At 55.2% G+C, this 20,522-nt stretch carries 22 protein-coding genes; 6 read left to right on the top strand and 16 right to left on the bottom strand.

The genetic code is table 11. The features are described from left to right. Position 1 precedes the first annotated feature (1 nt). From vioC to vioE, 3 genes are read left to right on the top strand one after another with little or no spacing between them, the layout of a single operon-like run. Positions 2 to 1,291, top strand: coding sequence for an NADP-dependent violacein biosynthesis oxygenase VioC (vioC, locus tag ACUHMQ_RS09005; protein WP_445295126.1), 1,290 nt, complete (start codon positions 2 to 4; stop codon positions 1,289 to 1,291). Next, positions 1,291 to 2,412, top strand: coding sequence for a flavin-dependent violacein biosynthesis monooxygenase VioD (vioD, locus tag ACUHMQ_RS09000; protein WP_445295125.1), 1,122 nt, complete (start codon positions 1,291 to 1,293; stop codon positions 2,410 to 2,412). The genes vioC and vioD overlap by 1 nt, the downstream gene beginning before the upstream one ends. A 10-nt stretch (positions 2,413 to 2,422) precedes the next feature. Further along, a complete protein-coding gene (vioE, locus tag ACUHMQ_RS08995) occupies positions 2,423 to 3,037 on the top strand; it encodes a violacein biosynthesis enzyme VioE (RefSeq protein ID WP_445295124.1) in 615 nt (204 codons plus the stop codon). A gap of 127 nt (positions 3,038 to 3,164) precedes the next feature. Here the strand turns inward: vioE and hutG are convergent, their stop codons facing one another. From hutG to hutU, 5 genes are all read right to left on the bottom strand, one after another. Further along, positions 3,165 to 3,959 (bottom strand): N-formylglutamate deformylase, encoded by a 795-nt coding sequence (gene hutG / locus ACUHMQ_RS08990; RefSeq protein WP_445295123.1) that lies wholly within the window; start codon positions 3,957 to 3,959, stop codon positions 3,165 to 3,167. A 248-nt stretch (positions 3,960 to 4,207) separates the two neighbouring features. Then, positions 4,208 to 5,587, bottom strand: coding sequence for a formimidoylglutamate deiminase (locus ACUHMQ_RS08985; protein ID WP_445295122.1), 1,380 nt, complete (start codon positions 5,585 to 5,587; stop codon positions 4,208 to 4,210). Next, the gene (hutI, locus tag ACUHMQ_RS08980) at positions 5,584 to 6,810 is read right to left on the bottom strand and encodes an imidazolonepropionase (RefSeq protein ID WP_445295121.1); all 1,227 of its coding nucleotides are present in this window, start codon (positions 6,808 to 6,810) and stop codon (positions 5,584 to 5,586) included. Before hutI ends, ACUHMQ_RS08985 begins: the two co-directional genes overlap by 4 nt. Then, on the bottom strand, positions 6,807 to 7,427 hold the full coding sequence (locus ACUHMQ_RS08975; protein WP_445295120.1) for a HutD/Ves family protein: 621 nt from the start codon (positions 7,425 to 7,427) through the stop codon (positions 6,807 to 6,809). Before ACUHMQ_RS08975 ends, hutI begins: the two co-directional genes overlap by 4 nt. A 15-nt stretch (positions 7,428 to 7,442) precedes the next feature. Then, the gene (gene hutU / locus ACUHMQ_RS08970; RefSeq protein WP_445295119.1) at positions 7,443 to 9,122 is read right to left on the bottom strand and encodes a urocanate hydratase; all 1,680 of its coding nucleotides are present in this window, start codon (positions 9,120 to 9,122) and stop codon (positions 7,443 to 7,445) included. A gap of 455 nt (positions 9,123 to 9,577) precedes the next feature. Here hutU and infA point away from each other — a divergent pair, with 455 nt between their 5' ends. Then, positions 9,578 to 9,853: a translation initiation factor IF-1 gene (gene infA, locus ACUHMQ_RS08965; protein WP_445295118.1), complete on the top strand. Its 276-nt coding sequence runs from the start codon at positions 9,578 to 9,580 to the stop codon at positions 9,851 to 9,853. Between the two features lie 66 nt (positions 9,854 to 9,919). Here infA and ACUHMQ_RS08960 read toward each other — a convergent pair whose 3' ends face one another. Then, positions 9,920 to 10,759, bottom strand: coding sequence for a flagellin (locus tag ACUHMQ_RS08960; RefSeq protein WP_445295117.1), 840 nt, complete (start codon positions 10,757 to 10,759; stop codon positions 9,920 to 9,922). Positions 10,760 to 10,964: 205 nt separating this feature from the next. Here ACUHMQ_RS08960 and ACUHMQ_RS08955 point away from each other — a divergent pair, with 205 nt between their 5' ends. Both ACUHMQ_RS08955 and ACUHMQ_RS08950 read left to right on the top strand, forming a co-directional pair. Next, complete coding sequence (locus ACUHMQ_RS08955) at positions 10,965 to 11,861, top strand: DMT family transporter (protein WP_445295116.1); 897 nt, start codon at positions 10,965 to 10,967, stop codon at positions 11,859 to 11,861. A 446-nt stretch (positions 11,862 to 12,307) separates the two neighbouring features. Further along, positions 12,308 to 13,009: a substrate-binding periplasmic protein gene (locus ACUHMQ_RS08950; protein WP_445295115.1), complete on the top strand. Its 702-nt coding sequence runs from the start codon at positions 12,308 to 12,310 to the stop codon at positions 13,007 to 13,009. An 83-nt stretch (positions 13,010 to 13,092) separates the two neighbouring features. Here ACUHMQ_RS08950 and ACUHMQ_RS08945 read toward each other — a convergent pair whose 3' ends face one another. The 10 genes from ACUHMQ_RS08945 to ACUHMQ_RS08900 form a co-directional block, all read right to left on the bottom strand. Continuing rightward, positions 13,093 to 13,938 (bottom strand): sulfurtransferase, encoded by an 846-nt coding sequence (locus ACUHMQ_RS08945; protein ID WP_445295114.1) that lies wholly within the window; start codon positions 13,936 to 13,938, stop codon positions 13,093 to 13,095. 187 nt (positions 13,939 to 14,125) lie between these two features. Continuing rightward, complete coding sequence (locus tag ACUHMQ_RS08940; protein WP_445295113.1) at positions 14,126 to 15,037, bottom strand: DMT family transporter; 912 nt, start codon at positions 15,035 to 15,037, stop codon at positions 14,126 to 14,128. After that, complete coding sequence (ispF, locus tag ACUHMQ_RS08935) at positions 15,034 to 15,519, bottom strand: 2-C-methyl-D-erythritol 2,4-cyclodiphosphate synthase (RefSeq protein ID WP_445295112.1); 486 nt, start codon at positions 15,517 to 15,519, stop codon at positions 15,034 to 15,036. The genes ACUHMQ_RS08940 and ispF overlap by 4 nt, the downstream gene beginning before the upstream one ends. Positions 15,520 to 15,557: 38 nt before the next feature. Then, positions 15,558 to 16,271: a 2-C-methyl-D-erythritol 4-phosphate cytidylyltransferase gene (gene ispD, locus ACUHMQ_RS08930; RefSeq protein WP_445295111.1), complete on the bottom strand. Its 714-nt coding sequence runs from the start codon at positions 16,269 to 16,271 to the stop codon at positions 15,558 to 15,560. Further along, positions 16,268 to 17,005 carry a DNA polymerase III subunit epsilon gene (gene dnaQ, locus ACUHMQ_RS08925; protein WP_445295110.1) on the bottom strand — a complete coding sequence of 246 codons (738 nt, stop codon included), beginning with the start codon at positions 17,003 to 17,005 and terminating at the stop codon, positions 16,268 to 16,270. The genes ispD and dnaQ overlap by 4 nt, the downstream gene beginning before the upstream one ends. A gap of 197 nt (positions 17,006 to 17,202) precedes the next feature. Next, on the bottom strand, positions 17,203 to 17,565 hold the full coding sequence (locus tag ACUHMQ_RS08920; RefSeq protein ID WP_445295109.1) for a hypothetical protein: 363 nt from the start codon (positions 17,563 to 17,565) through the stop codon (positions 17,203 to 17,205). Positions 17,566 to 17,652: 87 nt separating this feature from the next. Beyond that, positions 17,653 to 18,903 (bottom strand): TCR/Tet family MFS transporter, encoded by a 1,251-nt coding sequence (locus ACUHMQ_RS08915; protein ID WP_445295108.1) that lies wholly within the window; start codon positions 18,901 to 18,903, stop codon positions 17,653 to 17,655. A gap of 57 nt (positions 18,904 to 18,960) precedes the next feature. After that, complete coding sequence (locus tag ACUHMQ_RS08910; protein WP_445295107.1) at positions 18,961 to 19,458, bottom strand: GNAT family N-acetyltransferase; 498 nt, start codon at positions 19,456 to 19,458, stop codon at positions 18,961 to 18,963. Then, positions 19,458 to 19,898, bottom strand: coding sequence for a ribonuclease HI (rnhA, locus tag ACUHMQ_RS08905; protein WP_445295106.1), 441 nt, complete (start codon positions 19,896 to 19,898; stop codon positions 19,458 to 19,460). Before rnhA ends, ACUHMQ_RS08910 begins: the two co-directional genes overlap by 1 nt. After that, positions 19,895 to 20,473: a GNAT family N-acetyltransferase gene (locus ACUHMQ_RS08900; protein WP_445295105.1), complete on the bottom strand. Its 579-nt coding sequence runs from the start codon at positions 20,471 to 20,473 to the stop codon at positions 19,895 to 19,897. The genes rnhA and ACUHMQ_RS08900 overlap by 4 nt, the downstream gene beginning before the upstream one ends. Between the last annotated feature and the right edge of the window lie 49 nt (positions 20,474 to 20,522).

Genomic DNA, 20,522 nt, shown 5'->3' with positions numbered 1-20,522 from the left:
TATGCATAAGATCATTATTGTCGGGGGTGGCCTGGCAGGTAGTTTAACCGCTATTTATTTGGCGAGGCGGGGACATGATGTTCACGTTATTGAAAAAAGGGGCGACCCATTACAGGATCTGTCGTCCTATGTCGATTTAGTCAGCTCACGCGCTATTGGTGTGAGTATGACGGTAAGAGGTATTAAAGCCGTATTGTCCGCAGGTATTCCCCGGGAGGAATTGGAGCAATGCGGTGAGAAGATTGTCGGTATGGCATTTTCCGTTGGTGGGAAATATCGTGTTCGTGAATTGACGCCATTGGAGGATTTTTATCCTTTATCGCTTAATCGTGCCGCTTTTCAGCGGCTCTTGAGTAAGCATGCCTATCTGAACAAAGTAAATTATTACTTTGAGCATAAATGCCTGGATGTGGACCTGGAGAAAAAATCCCTGCTTATCCAAGACAAGGATGGCAATATCAAGAGTATTCAGGGGGATTTGATCATTGGTGCAGATGGCGCATATTCGGCCGTCCGCCAGAGCATGCAAGGCGCAATGCGCCGTTTTGAATTCCATCAGAGCTTTTTCCGGCACGGTTACAAGACTTTGGTATTGCCCGACGCAACGGCACTGGGATATAGAAAAGACCTGTTGTATTTCTTTGGTATGGATTCCAAAGGGGTATTTGCAGGCCGGGCTGCGACCATTCCCGATGGCAGCATCAGCTTCGCCATCTGTTTGCCATTCACCGGTACGCTTAGCTTGGCGACACAGGATAAGAATGTTATGGCGGACTTTTTCAACCGCTACTTTGGGAGTTTACCGTTGCCAATCAGGCAGGAAATGGTGGAGCAGTTTGTCCAGAAACCCAGCAATGACCTGATCAATGTGCGTTCCAGTACATTCCACTATAAGAGCAATGTCGTGCTTATTGGTGATGCGGCACATGCTACTGCGCCTTTCCTGGGGCAAGGCATGAATATGGCGCTGGAGGATGCATTTGTTTTTGCAACCCTCCTGGATAAACATAACCATGTGTTGGACAAGGTATTGCCTGAATTTACCGAGCTGCGCAAAGTACAGGCTGACGCCATGCAGGATATGGCGCGGGCCAATTACGACGTACTGAGCAGTTCCAATCCTATTTTCTTTATGCGTGCGAGATATACCCGTTACATGCATAAGAAACTACCGAATATCTATCCGCCTGATATGGCAGATAAGCTGTATTTTACTTCTGCACCCTATGACGAATTGCAGAAGATGCAAAAGAAGCAAAATGTTTGGTACAAACTAGGAAGGGTGAATTGATGAAGATTCTTGTTGTTGGTGCCGGTCCCGCCGGGCTTATGTTTGCCAGCCAGATGAAGAAGCATAAACCTGACTGGCACATTGATGTTATTGAAAAGAACACCAAAGAAGAAGTGGTGGGCTGGGGGGTAGTGTTGCCTGGGCGGCCGCCACACCACCCGGCTAATCCGCTTTCTTATATTAATGACTCGGAAAAACTCCATCCGCAGTTTCTGGAAGAGTTCAAGCTGGTTCATCGTAACGAGCCTAATTTGACAAGTACCGGTGTCACGCTTTGTGGTGCAGGGCGTCAAGGCTTGGTTCAGGCATTACGGGAAAAGTGTGAATCGGTTGGGATAAAGATCTATTACGAGTCTCCACTCGGTACCGATCCGAAATCGCAATGCGAAGAATATGATCTTGTTGTGTTGTCTAATGGCGTCAATCAAAAGACAACGCATTTTTCTGAGGTGCTGACACCGCAAGTTGAATACGGTAATAACAAATATATCTGGTATGGCACCAAGCAGTTGTTCAACCAGATGAATCTGGTATTCCGTACCCATGGCAAAGGCATTTTCATCGCGCATTCCTATAAGTACTCGAATGAAATGAGTACATTTATCGTGGAATGCAGCGAAGAAACCTTTGCCAGCTCCCGGTTGGATCAAATGTCCGATGAACAGTCGGCCGCGTATATGGCGGATATTTTCCAAACCGAATTGGAAGGCCATGGTTTGATTGGGCAACCAGGGTTGGGCTGGCGGAATTTCATGACCTTGAGTCATGAGAAATCCTATGACGGTAAATTCGTCTTGATTGGCGACGCGCTCCAATCGGGGCACTTTTCGATTGGCCATGGCACCACCATGGCGGTGGTTGTCTCTCAGCTGCTTGTTAAGGCGCTCAGTACGGATTCCACGGTTTCCGCCGCGCTGGAAAACTTCGATTCCCGCGCAATGCCTTTGGTGAAGCTGTTTAAAGACCATGCAAACAGCAGCCGGCGCTGGTTTGAAACCGCTGCCGACCGCATGCATCTGGATACAGCAGAACTGACGCAGAGTTTTGAGGAACGCCGCAAAGCATTGCCAGATATGCAGGAGGCACTGGTGCGGAATCTGGGTTACGCACTGGGGCGCTGAGGAACAGACGATGCATATATATACCCCGCCGCCATCGCCACCGTTATTGCCTGCGCAATGGAGTGGTGCGTATGTCTCCTACTGGTCGCCTATGCAGCAGGAGGACCAGATCACCTCGGGCTACTGCTGGTTTGATTACACGCGGAACATTTGCCGGATTGATGGCCTCTTCAACCCATGGTCGGAAAAGGAAACCGGCCACAGGTTGTGGATGTCGGAAGTCGGCGATGCAGAGCATAAACAAAGCCATAAGCAGAAAGTCGCTTACTCCAGGGAGGTGATGGACTTCGGCGTTAAGTTGTTTGAGTTACAGCTGGACCAGGAAGTGACGCCATTTCACGAACTGTTCCTGCCCCGGTCTGTACTGCATGACCACAGTGCAGTCTATGTGGGGCGCGAAACAGTGCTGGGCTATGCCGCGGATGGCTGGACTTTTACCCGACAGGGTAAAGGTCCATCTACCTATTATTTCAAGGCAGGTACGGATTTGCTGCTGCGCATGGTTACTGGCGATGCTCAGCAACATGCATCTGTACGGGACTTTCCCAACGTTGTGACCAACCCGATTCCAGATTGGATTTTCGATACCGCCAGAAAAATGGAGGTTGCAGCCGCTAAGGCTTAAGCACTGGTGTAGCGCTGTGATGTACCAAACAAAAGGACCCGTCTTCAGATGGGTCCTTTTGCTTTAGTAATTTCGAACAACACCTAAGTCTTGGTTACAGCCGCGCAATTAGATGGTGGGCAGGTTTTTACACGGTGGGCCGGAAATCCATAAAGGTCTGCAACAACTTACGCAATACAGGCTGTACTTGCTGGACCAGCGCTGGTTGATAGTCGTAGGGGGCAGATTCCTGCATATAAGTTCGTTGTGAAAGTTCCAGCTGCACAGCATCGATGCCATGGGCTGGCTGGCCGTAATGGCGGGTGATATGGCCGCCTTTGAAGCGGCCGTTCAGTACGGCGCTATAACCACTTTGACTTTGCGCTGCAGCCAGTAGCGCTTCACCGAGTCCGGCACTGCAAGATGCACCATTGGCGGTACCAAGGTTGATATCAGGCAGGCGTCCTTCAAAGAAGCGCGGCACTTCCGAACATATCGAATGCGCTTCCCAAAGCAGTGCATGGCCATGCTGGGCTTTGATACGCGCTAATTCGTGGCCCAGCGCGGTATGGTAGGGCTGCCAATAGACGGGTACCCGGGCGGCGATTTCCGTATCGTCTGGTTCATCGCCGGCTTTATACAGGGGCTGCTTGGCGAATGTGTCGACAGGGCACAAGCCAGTCGTATCCTGGCCCGGGTAAAGATTGGCATTGTCCCGTGGTCGATTGAGGTCGATGACATAGCGGGAATACTTCGGCACCAGAATGGATGCACCCATGTCCCGAGCAAAGCTGTAAAGCTGTTCCAGGTGCCAGTCGGTGTCATCCAACTGTTGGGCTACGGGCTGCATACGTTGCATCAACTCGGGTGGTAATGCTGTACCCACGTGTGGCATCGAAATCAGCAGTGGTATCGTGCCTTCGTGCAGGGTATGGGTTTGCATATACTTATGAATTCCTATTTTGTGTCTGGCGGTAGGGCGGTCAACAAAACCCTTCTGGCGTTGTTGAGCAAGCTTGCCGTACCCACGTACTGTCTACGCTTGCTCGCCTAGCCAGAAACGCGTTGCTGGGTTTTGTTGGCCGCCATTCGCAGGGCTAACAAAACCCTTCCGGCGTTGTTATGCAAGCTTGCCGTACCCACGTACTGTTTGCGCTTGCATGCCTAACCAGAACCGCTTTACTGGGCCAATTATTCCAACAGCGCCTTTAGAGCCAGACGATAATCACGTGCCGACTTTGCATCTCGAGCGTGATGACCATCCTTAACCAGGGTTTCGCCAGCCACCACCACTTGCTTGATCGGGGTATTGCCGTGTTGGCAGAACACCAGTCCGGCCAATAGCTGGTCATCTTTGCGACCAGCCAAGTTGGGGTGTTCAGGGTCAAGCACCAACCAATCGGCTTGCTGCCCCAAGGCTAATCCGGCAATGGATCGGCCGCTGGCGCGTGACCCGCCTGCGATGGCTTCCTGCCAGAGTCGTTCGGCAACGTTGGGGTGCGTGGCTGTGGCGAGGGCATTGCGGCGTTGGTCGCGCAGGCGCTGGCTGTATTCAAGGCCACGTAATTCATCTACCACGCTGACGCTGATGTGGCTGTCTGACCCGATACCCCATGCACCGTTCCGCGCCAGATAGTCCACACCGGCGAAAATGCCATCCCCCAGGTTGGCTTCGGTAGTGGCGCAAATTCCGGCAACCGCGCCGCTGGTAGCCAAGCTCTGTACTTCCGCCGGGGTCATATGCGTTGCGTGAACCAGGCACCAGCGGGCATCGACAGGTTGATTGTCCAGCAGCCATGCCACTGGGCGTTGACCATGCAGGGCTTCGCAATCGGTAACTTCCTGTATCTGCTCGGCAATATGAATATGGATGGGTGCGTGTGAGTCGATGGCGTGCAAACCGGTACGGACGCGATCGAGCTCCACAGGTGTTACTGCCCGCAGGGAGTGGGGGGCTACGCCATAGCGTAGGCGGGCGTGTTCGGGATGGCTGCCCCGCAGCCGTGTTTGTAATACCAACATCCAGTCGGTACTGGCAATGAAACGGGCTTGTTCCGGCAGCGGGGGCCTGGGGCCGAAACCCGCTTGCTGGTAAAGCACCGGTAGCAAAGTCAGACCGATGCCAACCTCTGCGGCTGCTGCGATCAGGCATTCCGATAATTCTGCCGGGTTGGCATAGGCTTGGCCGTCCGGTGCATGGTGGATGTAATGAAATTCGCAGACCGAGGTGTAGCCGGCCTTCAGCATCTCGATATACAGCTGGCACGCCACTGCATACAGGTGTTCGGGCGAAAGGCGTTGGGCGAAGCGGTACATCAGCTCGCGCCAGCTCCAAAAGCTGTCTGTCGGTTGTGCCAGGTATTCGGTAAGCCCCGCCATGGCGCGTTGGAACGCATGGGAATGTAGATTCGGCACCCCAGGCAACAGGGGGCCATCGGCTTTGGCAACGCCGGCAGGTTGTGTGGCATCAGGATGGACCTGCACGAGGATGCCGGCATCATCCCAGCCCAACAGCACATGATGGTGCCAACCTTCGGGCAGAAGGGCGCGTTCGGCGAAAAGTTGCTTCATACAGTGTCTTTCCTGCTCGTGTAGATGCAGCCTTGGCGAACAACCTGGTAGGCAGGGTTACGGCCTAGCCAATAGGCCAGTTCGCTGAGGCTTTCCACTGACCAGACAACGAAGTCGGCAGACCGCCCTACTGCGAGCTGGCCATGGCTGTCTTGCAGACCCAGGGCCTTGGCAGCGTGCTGGGTTACGCCAAGCAGGGCTTCCCGCACAGTAAGGCGGAACAGGGTGCAGGCCATGTTCAGCATCAGCAGCAGCGAGGTGGTGGGCGACGTGCCTGGATTGCTGTCTGTGGCGATGGCAATGGGTACTCCATAGCGGCGTAGCAATGCTATCGGCGGTAGCTGGGTTTCCCGGATGAAGTAATACGCACCAGGTAGCAGCACCGCTACCGTGCCGCTTGCCGCCATGGCGGCAACGCCGGCTTCGTCGAGGAATTCGAGGTGGTCTGCCGACAGTGCCTGGAACCGTGCAGCCAATGCTGTACCACCCAGGTTGGACAATTGCTCGGCATGCAACTTGATTGGCAACCCAAGGTTTTGAGCCGTTTCGAAGACGCGTTCTGTCTGGGCGAGGTTGAAGCCTATCTTTTCGCAGAACACGTCGACTGCATCGACTAGCCCTTCAGCAGCCAGTGTGGGCAGCATGCTCTGGCAGATGTGGCTGATATAGTCGTCCGCCTGATTGGCATATTCGGGGGGCAGGGCATGTGCGCCCAGAAACGTGGTTCGAACGGTAATACCGTAATGCTCTCCCAGCCGTCGTGCCACGCGCAGCATTTTTGCCTCGCTCGTGGTATCCAACCCATAACCGGACTTGATCTCGACCGCGCTGACGCCTTCCGCCAACAGGTCTTCCAACCGACCGGCTGACTGGCGGAATAACTCGTCTTCGCTGGCGGCGCGGGTTGCCCGCACGCTGGACAGGATACCGCCACCGGCACGGGCGATTTCCTCGTAGCTCGCACCCGCAAGGCGCAGGGCAAATTCATCGGCACGCTGGCTGGCGTAGACCAGATGGGTATGGCAGTCGACCAGGCCTGGCGTTACCCAGCGGCCACCCATGTCGTGGCGCGGCAAGCCCGTATGTTCTGTGGGGATGGCATCGTATGGCCCCAGCCAAGCGACCTTTCCTTGCCGTACAACGATCGCTGCATTGGGTAGGGTTTGGTCTATGTCACCCGACGGGCAGAGGTGGAGGTTTTGCCAGATGGCATCTTGATTCACTGTTTCGGTTCCAGCAGTTGCAGTCGCGCCAGCAGTAGTACGCTGTCCGGGTCGATACCGACGAGTTGACCGCTTTGGGCAGTGCCAGGGCCGATCTCGATCGCATCGAACCGTTCGAGTATGGAGGTGCCACAGGCTTCGCCACGTAGTTCCACACGGCCTGCCGCGCAAAAAACCAGCAGGAAATCATCGGTTTCGGCCAGCATTTCTGTCCGGCTTTCGCCTTTGGCCAGATGTTGGCTTACCAACCGGCCATTGACCTTGCCACGGCGGAGCATCAGGTTGAAGTCGACGGTCGGGCCATCGAACAGCTGGCAATCCAACGCCTCGTGGCCGGCAAACGCGAATGGCTGGTAGCGCTGCAGATCGTGCCGGGCACCATCGGCCCAGTTCAGGCGCATGCCTTTGCCGTCCAGCAGCACAATGCTGCGGTTGACGCCGGGGAAGATCGAAAATGCACCATCATGTTCGACATCGGCCAAGCTGATGCGCCAGGCGAAATCGGTCATGCTGGCACCGGATGGGTAGACTGCCAGCTCCCGCGTTATTCCGCCGCCATTTTTCCACGGCATAGGCTTAAGACTATCGGCACGGATCAGGCGGATGTTACGTGGCATGGCTATCTATGTTTTTTATAGGGAGGGGAGCTTAAGACCCACTTTGTGTGCAGTTTGTTTCGCTAATTCGTATCCAGCATCTGCGTGCCGCATCACCCCAGTGGCCGGGTCATTGAACAGTACTCGCTCCAGCCGTGCTCGTGCAGCATCTGTGCCGTCTGCCACGATTACAACCCCACTGTGTTGCGAAAAACCCATGCCTACCCCGCCGCCGTGGTGCAGGGAAACCCATGTCGCGCCGCCAGCGGTGTTGAGCAGGGCATTCAACAAGGGCCAGTCGCTGACGGCATCGCTACCGTCCTTCATCGATTCGGTTTCGCGATTTGGGCTGGCGACCGAACCGGTATCCAGATGGTCGCGGCCGATGACGATAGGCGCTTTCAGCTCGCCCTTTTTGACCATCTCGTTGAATGCCATTCCAAGCCGATACCGGTCTTCGACCCCCACCCAGCAGATACGCGCCGGCAGGCCCTGGAAGGCGATCCGTTCCCGCGCCATATCAAGCCAGTTGTGCAGATGCGCATCGTTCGGGATCAGCTCTTTGACCTTGGCATCGGTCTTGTAGATGTCCTCGGGGTCGCCAGACAAAGCAACCCAGCGGAATGGGCCCTTGCCTTCACAGAATAGCGGACGGATATACGCCGGAACAAAACCAGGGAAGTCAAAAGCATTGGCGACACCCATGTCCTTGGCCATCTGGCGGATGTTATTACCGTAGTCCAGCGTGGCGGCCCCGCGTGATTGCAGTGTCAGCATCGCCTGTACTTGGATTGCCATCGACTGCTTGGCGGGCAGGGTGATGCTGTCCGGCATGGTTTTTTGTTTGTCGCGCCACTGTACAAGCGTCCAGCCCTGCGGCAGATAACCGTTGATGGGGTCGTGGGCACTGGTCTGGTCGGTCACCACATCGGGGGTGATGCCTCGGACCACGAGTTCGCTGAATACATCGGCCGCATTGCCCAGAAGACCAACCGACACCGGCTTGCCTGCTGCTTTGGCAGCATCAAGCAGGGCGAGCGCCTCATCGAGCGTCTGTGCTTTCTTGTCCAGATAACGGGTCTTGAGGCGGAAGTCGATGCGGGTCTCGTCGCACTCCACCGCAATCATGCTGAAACCCGCCATGGTGGCGGCCAAGGGTTGTGCGCCACCCATGCCGCCAAGGCCGCCGGTCAGTATCCATCGCCCGGCAGGTTTGCCATTGAAGTGTTGATTGGCGACTGAGTAAAAGGTCTCGTAGGTACCCTGAACAATGCCTTGGGTGCCGATGTAGATCCAGGAGCCTGCCGTCATCTGGCCGTACATCATCAGACCTTTACGGTCGAGTTCGTGAAACTTCTCCCACGTTGCCCAATGCGGCACCAAGTTGGAATTGGCCAACAAAACACGCGGTGCATCTGAATGGGTGCGGAACACACCAACCGGCTTGCCACTCTGAATCAGCAAGGTTTCATCGTCGTTCAGTTCGCGCAGGCTGGCGAGAATGCGATCAAAACTTGCCCAATCGCGTGCTGCACGGCCTATACCTCCGTAAACCACCAATGCGTGAGGATGCTCGGCAACCTCTGCATCCAGATTGTTCTGGATCATGCGATAGGCCGCTTCTGTGAGCCAGCTCTTGCAGTGCAGCTTATCGCCACGCGGGGCTTTGATGCTGCGGCTGGTATCTAGGCGTAGGTCCTGGCGATCGGCGGGCATGGGGCTTCCTCGAAGGTGGGAGATGTTGAGACTGTCGACAACTATGCGCGCAGCGAAGTTGTATAGTCAAGTTTGATGTATTTTAAAGGAGGAACGTGTACGTCACGCTAAGGAATGACCAGTCTGACTGAATGCTGAAACCTGCCGAGCAATCAGTCATTTAGCGTCCGTGCTTAAGCTAAAACACTTAAACCTGTATAGTGCGAGGGTGCAAACCGGATGGTTTTGCCCAATCGTGTTCGGTTGGCTTCCTTGCGGCGCTTGCCGTTCCGCCTGTTTAGCCGCCGTTTCGCACCTGTTTTCCGGTGTCGACGCCAAGCATGCGGCGACCAGCACAACGGCTTTGGCAGTTTGCCAAGCCAGGCGCAGATGGGCACCTGCCCCTGCCCGAAATCAACCTTAACTCATTACCGAGTCGCCGCCCCGCCGGGTGCGACAAAGGAGAAACTGGCAGCATGGCAAAAGAAGAACTGATTGAACTGGACGGTGTCGTAGTGGAAGTCCTGCCCGATACCCGCTTCCGTGTGAAGCTGGATAATGGGGTAGAAGTGATGGCCTACGTGTCCGGCAAGATGCGTATGCACCGTATCCGCATCCTGGAAGGCGATAAGGTCACAGTGGAGCTGTCACCTTACGATCTGACCAAGGCACGGGTGAGCTTCCGTCATAAAGACGAACGGGCACCTGGTGCAGGCAGTGGTCCACGCCCTGGACAGTTCCGTCGTCGCTGATCCCGGTTGGTCGTAAAACAAAAAGGCACCTTATGGTGCCTTTTTGTTTTTGTTGAGCTGATGGACTTATGAGCGCAGCAGCGACACTACTTTGCTTGCACTGGCATTGGCCTGCACTTGGACGGCATTGGCTGCACTATTTCTGATTTGCTCCTGCGCTAGGCGAGAGGTCGCTGCGGCATAGTCGGTGTCTTCGCTTCGGCTGCGTGCGGCGGAAAGGTTTTCTGCATTGCTTTGCAGACTGGCGATACCCGCTTCAAACCGTTTATTCAATGCCCCCAGACTGGCGCGGCTGTCAGTGATTCGGTTGATGTCCTGGTCGATGCTGTCCAGGGCGGCAGTTGCGCTGGCGGCAGTGGATAAATCGATGTTGCCATTGGCGGTATTGAGGCCGCCACTGCTTGTGGGTGCAGCGCGTATACCTACCGAGACGCTGATCTGATTGTCGCCGCCCGCATTCGGGCCGCTTTGGAATGTCAGGCTGTTACCTTGAAACAGAGACTGGCCGTTGAAGTTGGCGCTGTTCAAAGTGTCGTTGTTGGCTTGGCTTAGTGAGTCGACTTCACTTTGGATTGCGGCACGATCAGAAACGCTGAGCGTTGAATTGCCGGCTTGTACGGTCAGTTCGCGAATACGTTGGGTGTTATCTTCGACGGTGCTTAGTGCGCCATCTGCTGTCTGCGCGAGTGAAATGCCATCGTTGAGGTTGCGTGCGGCTTGGTTGCTGCCTGCAATCTGCGAGGCAAACTGCGAAATGATAACGCTCGCAGCAGGGTCATCCGAAGCGCGGTTGACGCGTTTACCACTGGCAAGTTGTTCGATTTGCCGGTTTTGGGCTTCCTGAGACTTGCCCAAACTCTGCGTAATGCCCAAGCTGGGCAGCTTGTTATTGATGCTGTCGATCATGGCGATATTCCCCCCATGGCGTACTGCACTAGAGCTACCACCTTACGCCGCGCATTCCGATGCTGACTACCTTCCCGATAGGCGGCACTGCGCATGTCCGACAACCGGGTCGCCACAGAAATGGCGACATTGGTGTTGTATCAAGCTGCCAGAGGCGTTGGCTGCTAAACTTGCGCGCTTTTCCATTTTCTATCAATAAGTTGCTATGTTCTTACCTTACGACCTGCTCGCGCTCGTTGCGGCGGCTTGTTGGGCGATCGGGTCGATTCTCGCTGTCGCCCCGGCCCGCCATCTGGGACCTTTCGCATTCAATCGCTGGAGGCTGTTGATTGTCGCAACAGCCTTATGGCTGTTCTGCCTGGTGGATGGTGGCTGGCGGACGTTAAGCCCTGGTTTGATGAGCGCGATGGCGCTGAGCGGGCTGATAGGCATCTTCATTGGCGATACCGCATTGTTTGCTGCGATGAACCGGCTTGGCCCACGCCGGACCGGCGTACTGTTTGCCAGCCATGCATTGTTCACGCCCTTGCTGAGTTTTGTATGGCTGGGTGAAACCATGAACAGTCAGGCCATGTTTGGTGCGTTGCTAACGGTAGCGGGCGTCATGGCGGCGGTTTTGCTGGGGCGTCGCGCCGAGGAAAATCATGAGTGGGAAATGGACCAGGGCGATGTACGTGTGGGCATCGCACTGGGTCTGATTGCCGCGCTGTGCCAAGCCCTGGGAACGCTGCTTGCCAAACCGGTGATGACGCCCGATGTTGACCCGGTTGCGGCTTCAGCAGTACGCATTACGGCCGCTGGTGCGATGCATTTCCTACTGCTTTTCGGCGGGGTACGCGTAGCGATGGCACATCACCCGCTCACCTTCCAGGTATTTCGTCAGACAGCCACCAATGGCTTGCTTGCCATGGGTGTCGGGATGACGCTGGTGCTGTTGGCACTCAAGTATGGCAATGTCGGTATGGTGGCGGTTTTGTCCTCGGTCTCGCCAGTGCTGGTATTGCCGTTGTTATGGTGGCGTTTGGGTCGCTCGCCTGCGCCCGGGGCCTGGTTTGGCGCCGCGCTCACGGTGCTGGGAACAGCGCTTATCCTGTTGCGCTGAGAGCCCACACAAAGCCCGTAGCGCGTCTGTGATACTGCGTTGGGAACGCTTTCCGAAAGCCTATTTACGTTATGTAAACGCCGCTTAATTGGGTGTGCGCTGGTGGAGCGGTTGTTACATTTTGTGCACAGTTTAGTGAGCTGATGGGGTCGACATAGCCCAGTTCGTTGTCTATTGCGTAGTAACGCCTATACAAGCGGTGTTGATGAACTATTTTACTAGGGACCTGTTCATGACCCGCAGCAGCGTAAAGCAAAAAACCGGCATACGGATTGGTGTACGAGGACGCTGGGCTGCTTGTAAATCCAGATCACGTTGACGTGACAAGGTTTGGGACAGGTGTTGACGTGAGTTGATTCACAACCGGTGCTAGGCGACCAAGTGTGTACTGCCAGTGTCCGGGTTTTTCTACCTGCTCTAAATAAATAGATATGAGGAGTTTCTGGATGAAAGTGCTTGCCCTAGCTTGTGCCCTTGCTGTTGTACCAGCCTTTGCAGCAGACCCTTTGACGTTTACTACGGAAGAGTCGCCGCCATTCAACATGACCGTCTCTGGTAAGGTTTCGGGGGTCGCGACCGAGGCGGTGGAGGAGATGGCCAAACGTGCGGGCGTTACTATCAAGATCTCAATGCTTCCCTGGGAGCGTGCTTACGACATGGCCCAGAAAGAGCCCAATACCTGTGTGTACTCCACGACACGTACACCGCCACGCGAAGCCTTGTTCAAATGGGTAGGCCCATTGGTGGCAAATAAGTGGGTGTTGTACGCCAAGAATGACGCCAAGCCTGTTGCCAAGATCGAGGACGCAAAGAGCGCCAAGATTGGCGGCTACCGTGGCGATGCCATCGCCAACTTCCTAAAGGAAGGGGGCTATAAGGTTGAAGAGACGACCAATGATGCCCAAAACCCGGAAAAACTTGTTGCGGGCCGCATTGATTACTGGGCAACCAGTGAGGCAGTGGGCGGCACCCTGGTCAAGGAAAAGAAAATCACCGGCATCAAGGTGATCCTGACCTTCAAGGAAGCAGAGATGTATCTCGCTTGCGGCAAGGGCGTAGCTGACGGCACGATCAAACAGCTGAACGATGCATTGGCAACGATGAATAAGGATGGGAAGTTGGCGGAGATCAAGAAGAAGTACCTATAAGTCCTTCTCCTGGTATGGCTAATTCAGCCCGGTAGTCTGAACGTGATATAGCTCGTTAAGACTACTGGGCTGATCTTTTGTGGCTAGGCTGCGCCACGCGCCACTGGCCTGCCGGGCTCTGAGCACCACTCGCTCCACGAACCGGGGTATAGCCGGCTGCCTGGCATACCGGCGACTGCCAGTGCCAGCAGGTTGTGGCAGGCTGTCACGCCAGAACCGCATTGCTGCACAGTGTCGTGCACGTCACGGCCATCAAGAAATACTTGCCACTCGCTACGCAGTGTCTCGGCTGGCTTGAAGCGGCCATCGGCTTGCAGATTCAGTTGGAAGAAACGGTTCATCGCCCCAGGAATATGCCCTGCAATAGGGTCCAGTGTTTCGCCTTCGCCAGCGAATCGGCCTGGCGCCCGGGCATCGATCACGACGAATTCCTGCCGGTCCAGGTTATCCAATACCGTATCGGCATTCACTATCTTGGCGTTCTGCGGCTTTGCCTCGAATGTGCCGACAGTGATGTTGGGCGGATTTGCATCCAGTTGCCCCCCTGCCGCCAGCCATGCATTCACGCCGCCATCCAGCACTTGTACAGATTCAAAACCCAGCCAACGCAACAACCACCACAGGCGTGCCGCAAACATGCCTCCTTGTGCATCGTAAGCGACGACGTGGCAACCAGTACGTATACCGAGGGCTGCGAGTTTTACAGCAAGTTGCAATGGGTCGGGCAGGGGATGGCGACCATTGCGCCCAGTCTTGGGCCCTGACAGGTCCTGGTCCAAATGCGCAAATACTGCCCCGGGCAGGTGGCCTTGCTCGTAGGCTTGCTTGCCGGCTTCCGGTTGGGCCAGTTCATGGCGGCAATCGATAAGAACCAAGTCAGCTCGACCCAGCTGTTTTGCGAGTTCACTGGCCTGAATCAGTGGGGACATCGGGTTTCCTTTTAAAAGGTATTTGAGGCGGGAACCGGCTTTCCTACAAATCTGTTCAAAGTCTTACGAGCTAAAGCGAGACAAGGCGAAAATACCCGAGGAAGTGGAGTTTACGCACTGTAAATGAGCATTCCGAGGGTGTTTTCAACGCCGTATCGCTGACGCGCAGCAGACTTTGAATAGGTTCTCATGCGATAACAGCGTCCACCCTTCTCCCGGGCAATGTTGCCAGCAGAATGCCAACCAATGCGATAACAAAGGCCAATATCTGCATGCTGCTTAGTTGCTCGCCCAGAACCAGCACGCCAACCATGGCTGCAGAAATAGGCAGCATTACCGTAAAGATACCGCTTTGGCTGGCTGGCACACGTTTGAGGCCGGTCATCCAAAGCCATACTGTCCAAATGCTTGCCGCCAGCGCGTAAAAGAGAAGCAGCAACCAGCTGTCCAGCTGTACACGGGCAAAGTCAAACGTATAGGCAACAAAAAGCCCCATCGGCGTCATAAGCACGAACCCCCATAAGTTGATGAGGGCGGTAATGCGCTTGGGACCGAGTACCCCGGTCAACTTTTTACCGATGACGGCGTAGACAGATTCGCAGACAACTGCACCAAAGACCAGCAGGTTGCCCAGCCAAGCTTGGCTTGCGGTAGTACTGGATTCTGTAGGGTTGGTGTCTGCTATGGCAAGCAGGCCGATGCCCAGCATGGCGCAACCTACTGCGGCCCAGACCCGGCGTGACACTTTCTCACCCAGCAGCAACCAGCTCAGAATTGCAATGACAGCAGGAATCGCCGCCATGATCACACCGGCCGATACCGCAGTAGTGAGGCTGACGCCAAACAGCATGCAAAGGGTGAAGAGAAAATTCCCGATGAAGGATTCCAGAAACAGTAGCTTCTTGGTTTGTGACGACATCGGCGGTTCATCGGCCGGCTTTTTCAGCCAATGCAGCATGGCAAGCCCGCCAATACCGAAGCGAAGCCAGGCAAGCAGAAATACAGGCAAGACAGTGGCCAAGGGCTTGGACAAGGCAACATAACTGCCTACCAGCGCCATACTGGAGGCAAGGCAGAGATAAGCGGACAGACGAGTCATGAAGTCGTTTTTACCAGCAGGCACACCGCCTGCGCTTCAATACTTTGTCCTTCGCCAACGGGGCCAAGTTTCTCGTAGGTTTTGGCTTTGATGTTGATCTGGGTAGGGTCGATGCCAAGGTCAAGCGCCAGGTTGGCGACCATGCCTGGAATATGCGGGGCCATCTTTGGCGCCTGGACCAGAATGGAAGCATCGAGATTACCGAGCGCCCATCCTGCGGCCTGTACGCGGCGATAGGCTTCACGCAACAGGACCCGGCTATCTGCCCCCTTGAATTCGGCCGCCGTATCCGGGAAATGCCGACCAATGTCGCCGAGCCCAGCCGCGCCAAGTAGAGCATCGGTAATGGCGTGCAACAATGCGTCGGCATCGGAGTGGCCGAGTAAACCTTTATCGTGCGGGATGTGGACACCACCCAGAATCAGCGAGCGGCCTTCCACCAGACGATGTACGTCCCAGCCTTGACCAATACGGAAATTCATCGTTGTACCTTTTTGATTTGAATGAGCGACACAGCCAGTTAATCAGGCTGTGCTGCTTGTAGGTAGAGTGCTGCTAATGCAAGGTCTGTCGGGTAGGTGACCTTGATATTTCGCTCGTCACCCATAACAAGGCGGGGGGCCAAACCTTGGGCCTCTATAGCGCTGGCTTCGTCGGTAATGCTGCCGTCTGCGCCTGTTTGCAGAGCTGCCAGCAGCATGCCATGGCGAAACATCTGCGGGGTTTGCGCGCGCCACAGCGCATCACGCGGTACGGTGGCGGCAATGCGTTCAGCTGAGTCCGCACGTTTGAGTGTATCGGCGATGGGTACTGCTAATAGGCCGCCAACAGGGTCATCACGCAACGAGACAATCAATTTGCTGACGATTGTCGATCGCAGACAGGGGCGAGCGGCATCATGTACAAGCACCCAGTCGTCAGTAGCCAGATTAGACGCAATTGCAGTCAAACCATTGCGTACAGTTTCTGCACGGCTGTCTCCGCCACAACGCAATACGGTCAGTTTGCCGCTGAGTTCACTGTCCAGATCGATACCCGTCAATGCTGCGTCAAACCCTGTGTCTTCGGGCGACAGCACTAAGACTACCTGGTCGATCTCGGGTGTGTCAGCCAGCGCCAGCAAGGTATGAAACAACAAAGGTTTACCCAGTAAGGGCAGGTATTGCTTTGGTCGGTCGGCTGTCATCCGGCTGCCCGAGCCAGCTGCAGGCAGCAGGGCAACGAAACGCGTCATGCGCTTACTTCCGGCTTTGATTCCAGCGTACGCCACATACAACTGCCTTTGACTGTCTTATCGAGTGTATCGAGGTAAGCCTCGTGTTCGGCCAGTTCTTCAGCGCTAGGCGCTTGAACTTTGAGTGGGCCTCGCGAACCATGTTGGCCAAGTGCGGATGAGTGATGCGGATCATGCGTATCTACCTGTGCAAGGTCGATCAGCAAGCTATCCTGGCCCCGCGTCATGCTTAGGTACACTTCCGCCAGCAATTCGCAGTCGATCAACGCACCGTGCAATGTACGGGCACTGCGGTCCACATCAAAGCGGTCGCATAAGGCATCGAGGCTGTTCCGCTTTCCTGGGAACATTTCCTTGGCGTCTTTGAGCGTATCGATGATACCGCTGACATAGTCGGTGATCTTGCCTCGCCCCAGGCGTTCCAATTCCATATTCAGGAAGCCGACGTCAAAGGGCGCGTTGTGGATGATGAGTTCCGCGCCGCATACGAAGTTGAGGAACTCGTCCACGATGTCGGCGAATTTCGGTTTATCGGCCAGGAACTCGGTGGTCAAGCCGTGTACCTTCAACGCGCCTTCTTCGCTGTCCCTTTCAGGGTTGATGAAGCGGTGCATATGGCGGTCGGGCGCGGACAATTTGCGGCTGACCATTTCAACCGCCGCAACTTCCAGTATGCGGTTGCCGTCTTCTACCCGCAGGCCGGTGGTTTCGGTATCGAGGATGATTTGACGCATGAAGTTTCCAAATTTCAGAGAACCTGTTCGCTATCTCTACTGCGCGGTCGTTATCAGGCTTCATTGCTACTCCAAGTCCTCATGCACCCAGGCACATTCCGGTTCTTGCGTCGCTCTGCGCCCTGCTGACAACTGCTCGTGACAGATAGTGAATAGATTCTTAAACCAAGCTGTTTAGTTAATGACGAGTATCGCGGTTAGCCGGGTGTACCGTCTGTTTCATCAAAGCTGTCGAGCTCAAGGGTATTGTCATAGTGATAAAGCAGCAAGTAATCGTCCCAGCCATTTTTGCCGCTGCACACGGCCATCGAGCTTGCCCGCATGACGTCGCCCAAAGGGCCGGCATCATAAAAGGCGGCTTGCAACAATGGCCATACACGGGCAGGTTGATCGGTTTCGAAGGAAAGGTTGATCCACGGGCCATCGTCTTCACCTTGTTCCATCTGGAAAGCGGCGATCAGTGGTTTGAAGACGCGTAGCCCTTGGCATGTCGCCAATACGATGGCTTCATCAAAGTCCGTTACGCGGTCGGGCTGGATCTGGATGCAGAGCGTTTGCATAAAGAATATATCTCTATCTGTGAAAGCGGCCGGCAGACTTTGAACCGATTCTTAGAACTTGTTCATGGTCTTACTGCACAGCTGTGATCAGGGTGTTGCTGTATGGATAGACTTGGATGTCGGCTGCCGGAAGTGGCGCCAAGCCAGAAGCAATGCCAAGCCTTGCAATACGGCACAAACATAAAAGGTCGTCCCCATGCGCCAATCCGTGTGCGGAAGATGCCCCACCTTTGCCAGTATCGCAGTACCCAACAATGGTGCGAAGACAATAGCCAAGCTGCTGATGGCATTAAGCGAGCCTTGCGTCACCCCTTGTTCAGTCGGCCCAACCGCTTTGGAGACGATAGCCTGCAAAGCAGGGCCCGCGGCAAAAGACAACAGGTTGGCGAGGATGATCACGTACATCATCCACCCCTCGGTAATCGAACCATATGCTAGATAAGCGAGGGTTGCCGAGCTGAACCCCAATATCACCAGTTTTTCTTCGCCAAAGCGTTTCAACAGTCTGCTTTGTAATCCCCCTTGTACAACTGCACCGATGAGCCCGAACACGAAAAGGGCAATACCGTTGTCTGTCGGGGTCCAGCCAAAGCGGAACTGGGTATAGAGCACCCAGGTAGTTTGCAGGGTGAACTGGGCGAACATGGCCAAGGCATAGACGAAGATCAACCCTCCCACACCTTGCAATTTGCCCAGGTGCAGTAAAGCTGCGAACGGGTTGATGCGCTTGAATGTAACAGGCGAACGTTGCGCTTTGGGCAGGGATTCAGGCAGTACAAACCAGCCATAGCAAAAGTTGAGTATGGCCATGCCAGCTGCAACAAAGAATGGTAAGCGTAAATCGTGGGCGGCCAGTAAACCACCCAGTACTGGGCCGAAGATAAACCCCACGCCCAGCGCAGCACCGAGCAGGCCAAATGCTTTACCCCGCTGTTCGGGGGCGGTGATATCGGCCATATAGGCATTGGCAACCGACAAACTGGCGGCTGTTCCGCCGCTGACAATACGGATAAGCAATAGTGCGAGTAAAGAGGTGGCAGTCGCATGAACCAGCAGGCTGCAGGCCAACCCGAAGATAGACAACAACAGCACCGGGCGGCGGCCGAACCGGTCGCTCAGTGCGCCCAGCATAGGCATGCAGAAGAACTGCATGATGCCGTACATGGCGGACAGCAAGCCAAACCAGCGCGCCTGTTCATCAGGGTTTTGGGTGAACTGGCCTACCAGCGCTGGTAACACCGGGATGATGAGACCCAGCCCGAGCGTATCGAGAAACACGGTAATCAGAATGAAGGCCTGGCTGGCCTGTCGATTTTTTGTGAACAGCTGTTGCAACATCCGGTTACCCCGCGTGTAGAACAAAGGTGGTTCATTGCCTTTGCATCATCTGCACTCTCACGGTGTGTGAAAGCGCTGTACCCAACCGCCACCTTGTTCATCCTTCCAGCGGGTTTCGCTGTAATTGCCTTGGGTATATTCAGAGATTGCCTGCAACCAGAAAGCCCGGGCTGCCGGGTTTTGATCCATTTGCCGTACTTCCCATGCGCCGGGGAAACAGTCAAACACCGCTTTTGCTACCGACTTCCCCAGTCCATGGCGTCGCTGTGCGCGTAGGACAAAAAACTGCAGTACATCATGGATGCCAGTTTCCTCGCTGAGTTGGCTCTTATCGCTTACCAGCGCAAAACCGGCCCATTTACCGTCAGCCTTGATCAGGAATGCGCTAAAGACATCAATGAAGTACTGCTCGAACTGCGCTTCAGTCAGAAAGGTACCTTCTTCTTTCAGCGCCATGCCGGTTAATTCAGAAAAGTCATGCGAGTACAGCTCTGCCATATTACGCAATATCGGCCGGTGCGCTGGCGAGTACGGTACCAGTTCGAACTGCTCCATCAACGGATCGACTCGACACCACGGTTTGCTAGGGCATCAGCACGCTCGTTACCTTCGTGGCCGGCATGACCCTTGACCCATGCCCAATCGACCTGATGCTGGCTACGTGCAGCATCAAGTCGTTGCCACAACTCCGCGTTCTTTACGGGTTTTTTGTCTGCAGTGCGCCAGCCATTGCGCTTCCAGCCGTGAATCCAGCTTTCGATGCCATTCTTCACATACTGCGAATCAAGCCAGACTTTGACCTTGCATGGGCGTTTGAGTGTTTCCAACGCCATGATCACCGCCATGAGTTCCATGCGGTTATTGGTCGTATCAGGCTCGCCGCCAAACAGTTCTTTTTCCTGTCCTTTGTAGACCAGCAGGGCACCCCAACCACCGGGACCAGGATTACCCTTGCAGGCGCCGTCGGTGTAAGCGACGACGACGTCATCGCTCATCGCTTGCCGCCTTTGGATTTGGCAGCAGCTTTGGCAACGCTGGGCGGTACATAGGTATAGCGATATTCATCGCTTTTGCTGCCTTTGAAGTTATCGGCATTAGGGATAAGCGCTTCGCGTTTGAAGCCGAGTGACTCCATCAGCGCTACCGATGCCGCATTGCGGGTATCGATGAAAATCTTGAACGCCTCTGCCATGAAAGGGCCTTCCAAGTGCTCGCGCAGCTTGGTGATGGCTTCCTTGGCGTAGCCTTTGCGCTGGTGCTGGGTGAAGATAAACCAGCCCATGGTGGCGATATTGTCTTCGTCGACGGTTGCGTCGATCACACCAACATACTCACCGTCAGTTAGGCGTAAAGCCCAGTTCAACCACCACTCGTCGCCATCGGGCGAGCTACGACTTTCAAGGCGTTTGTAACGGGTTTGCAGCGCTTCGAGCGAAGCTGGGGGATTCTGTGGAATGAACTGGTACAGCATTTCATCGCTTAAGCCTGCCAACAGTTGGGCGGCGTGGGCAGCGGTAATGGGTTCGAGCGTCAAGCGCTGGGTGGTAAGAACAGTATTGGCTGCGCTCATGTCGTTTCTCTTCAATCAAACAGTCGTAAAAATGCGCCCTAGGGCGCGG

It is taken from the genome of Chitinimonas violaceus (genome assembly GCF_052601015.1).
The sequence above is the reverse complement of the archived record's forward strand: the minus strand, read 5'-3'. Positions and strand labels throughout refer to the sequence as shown.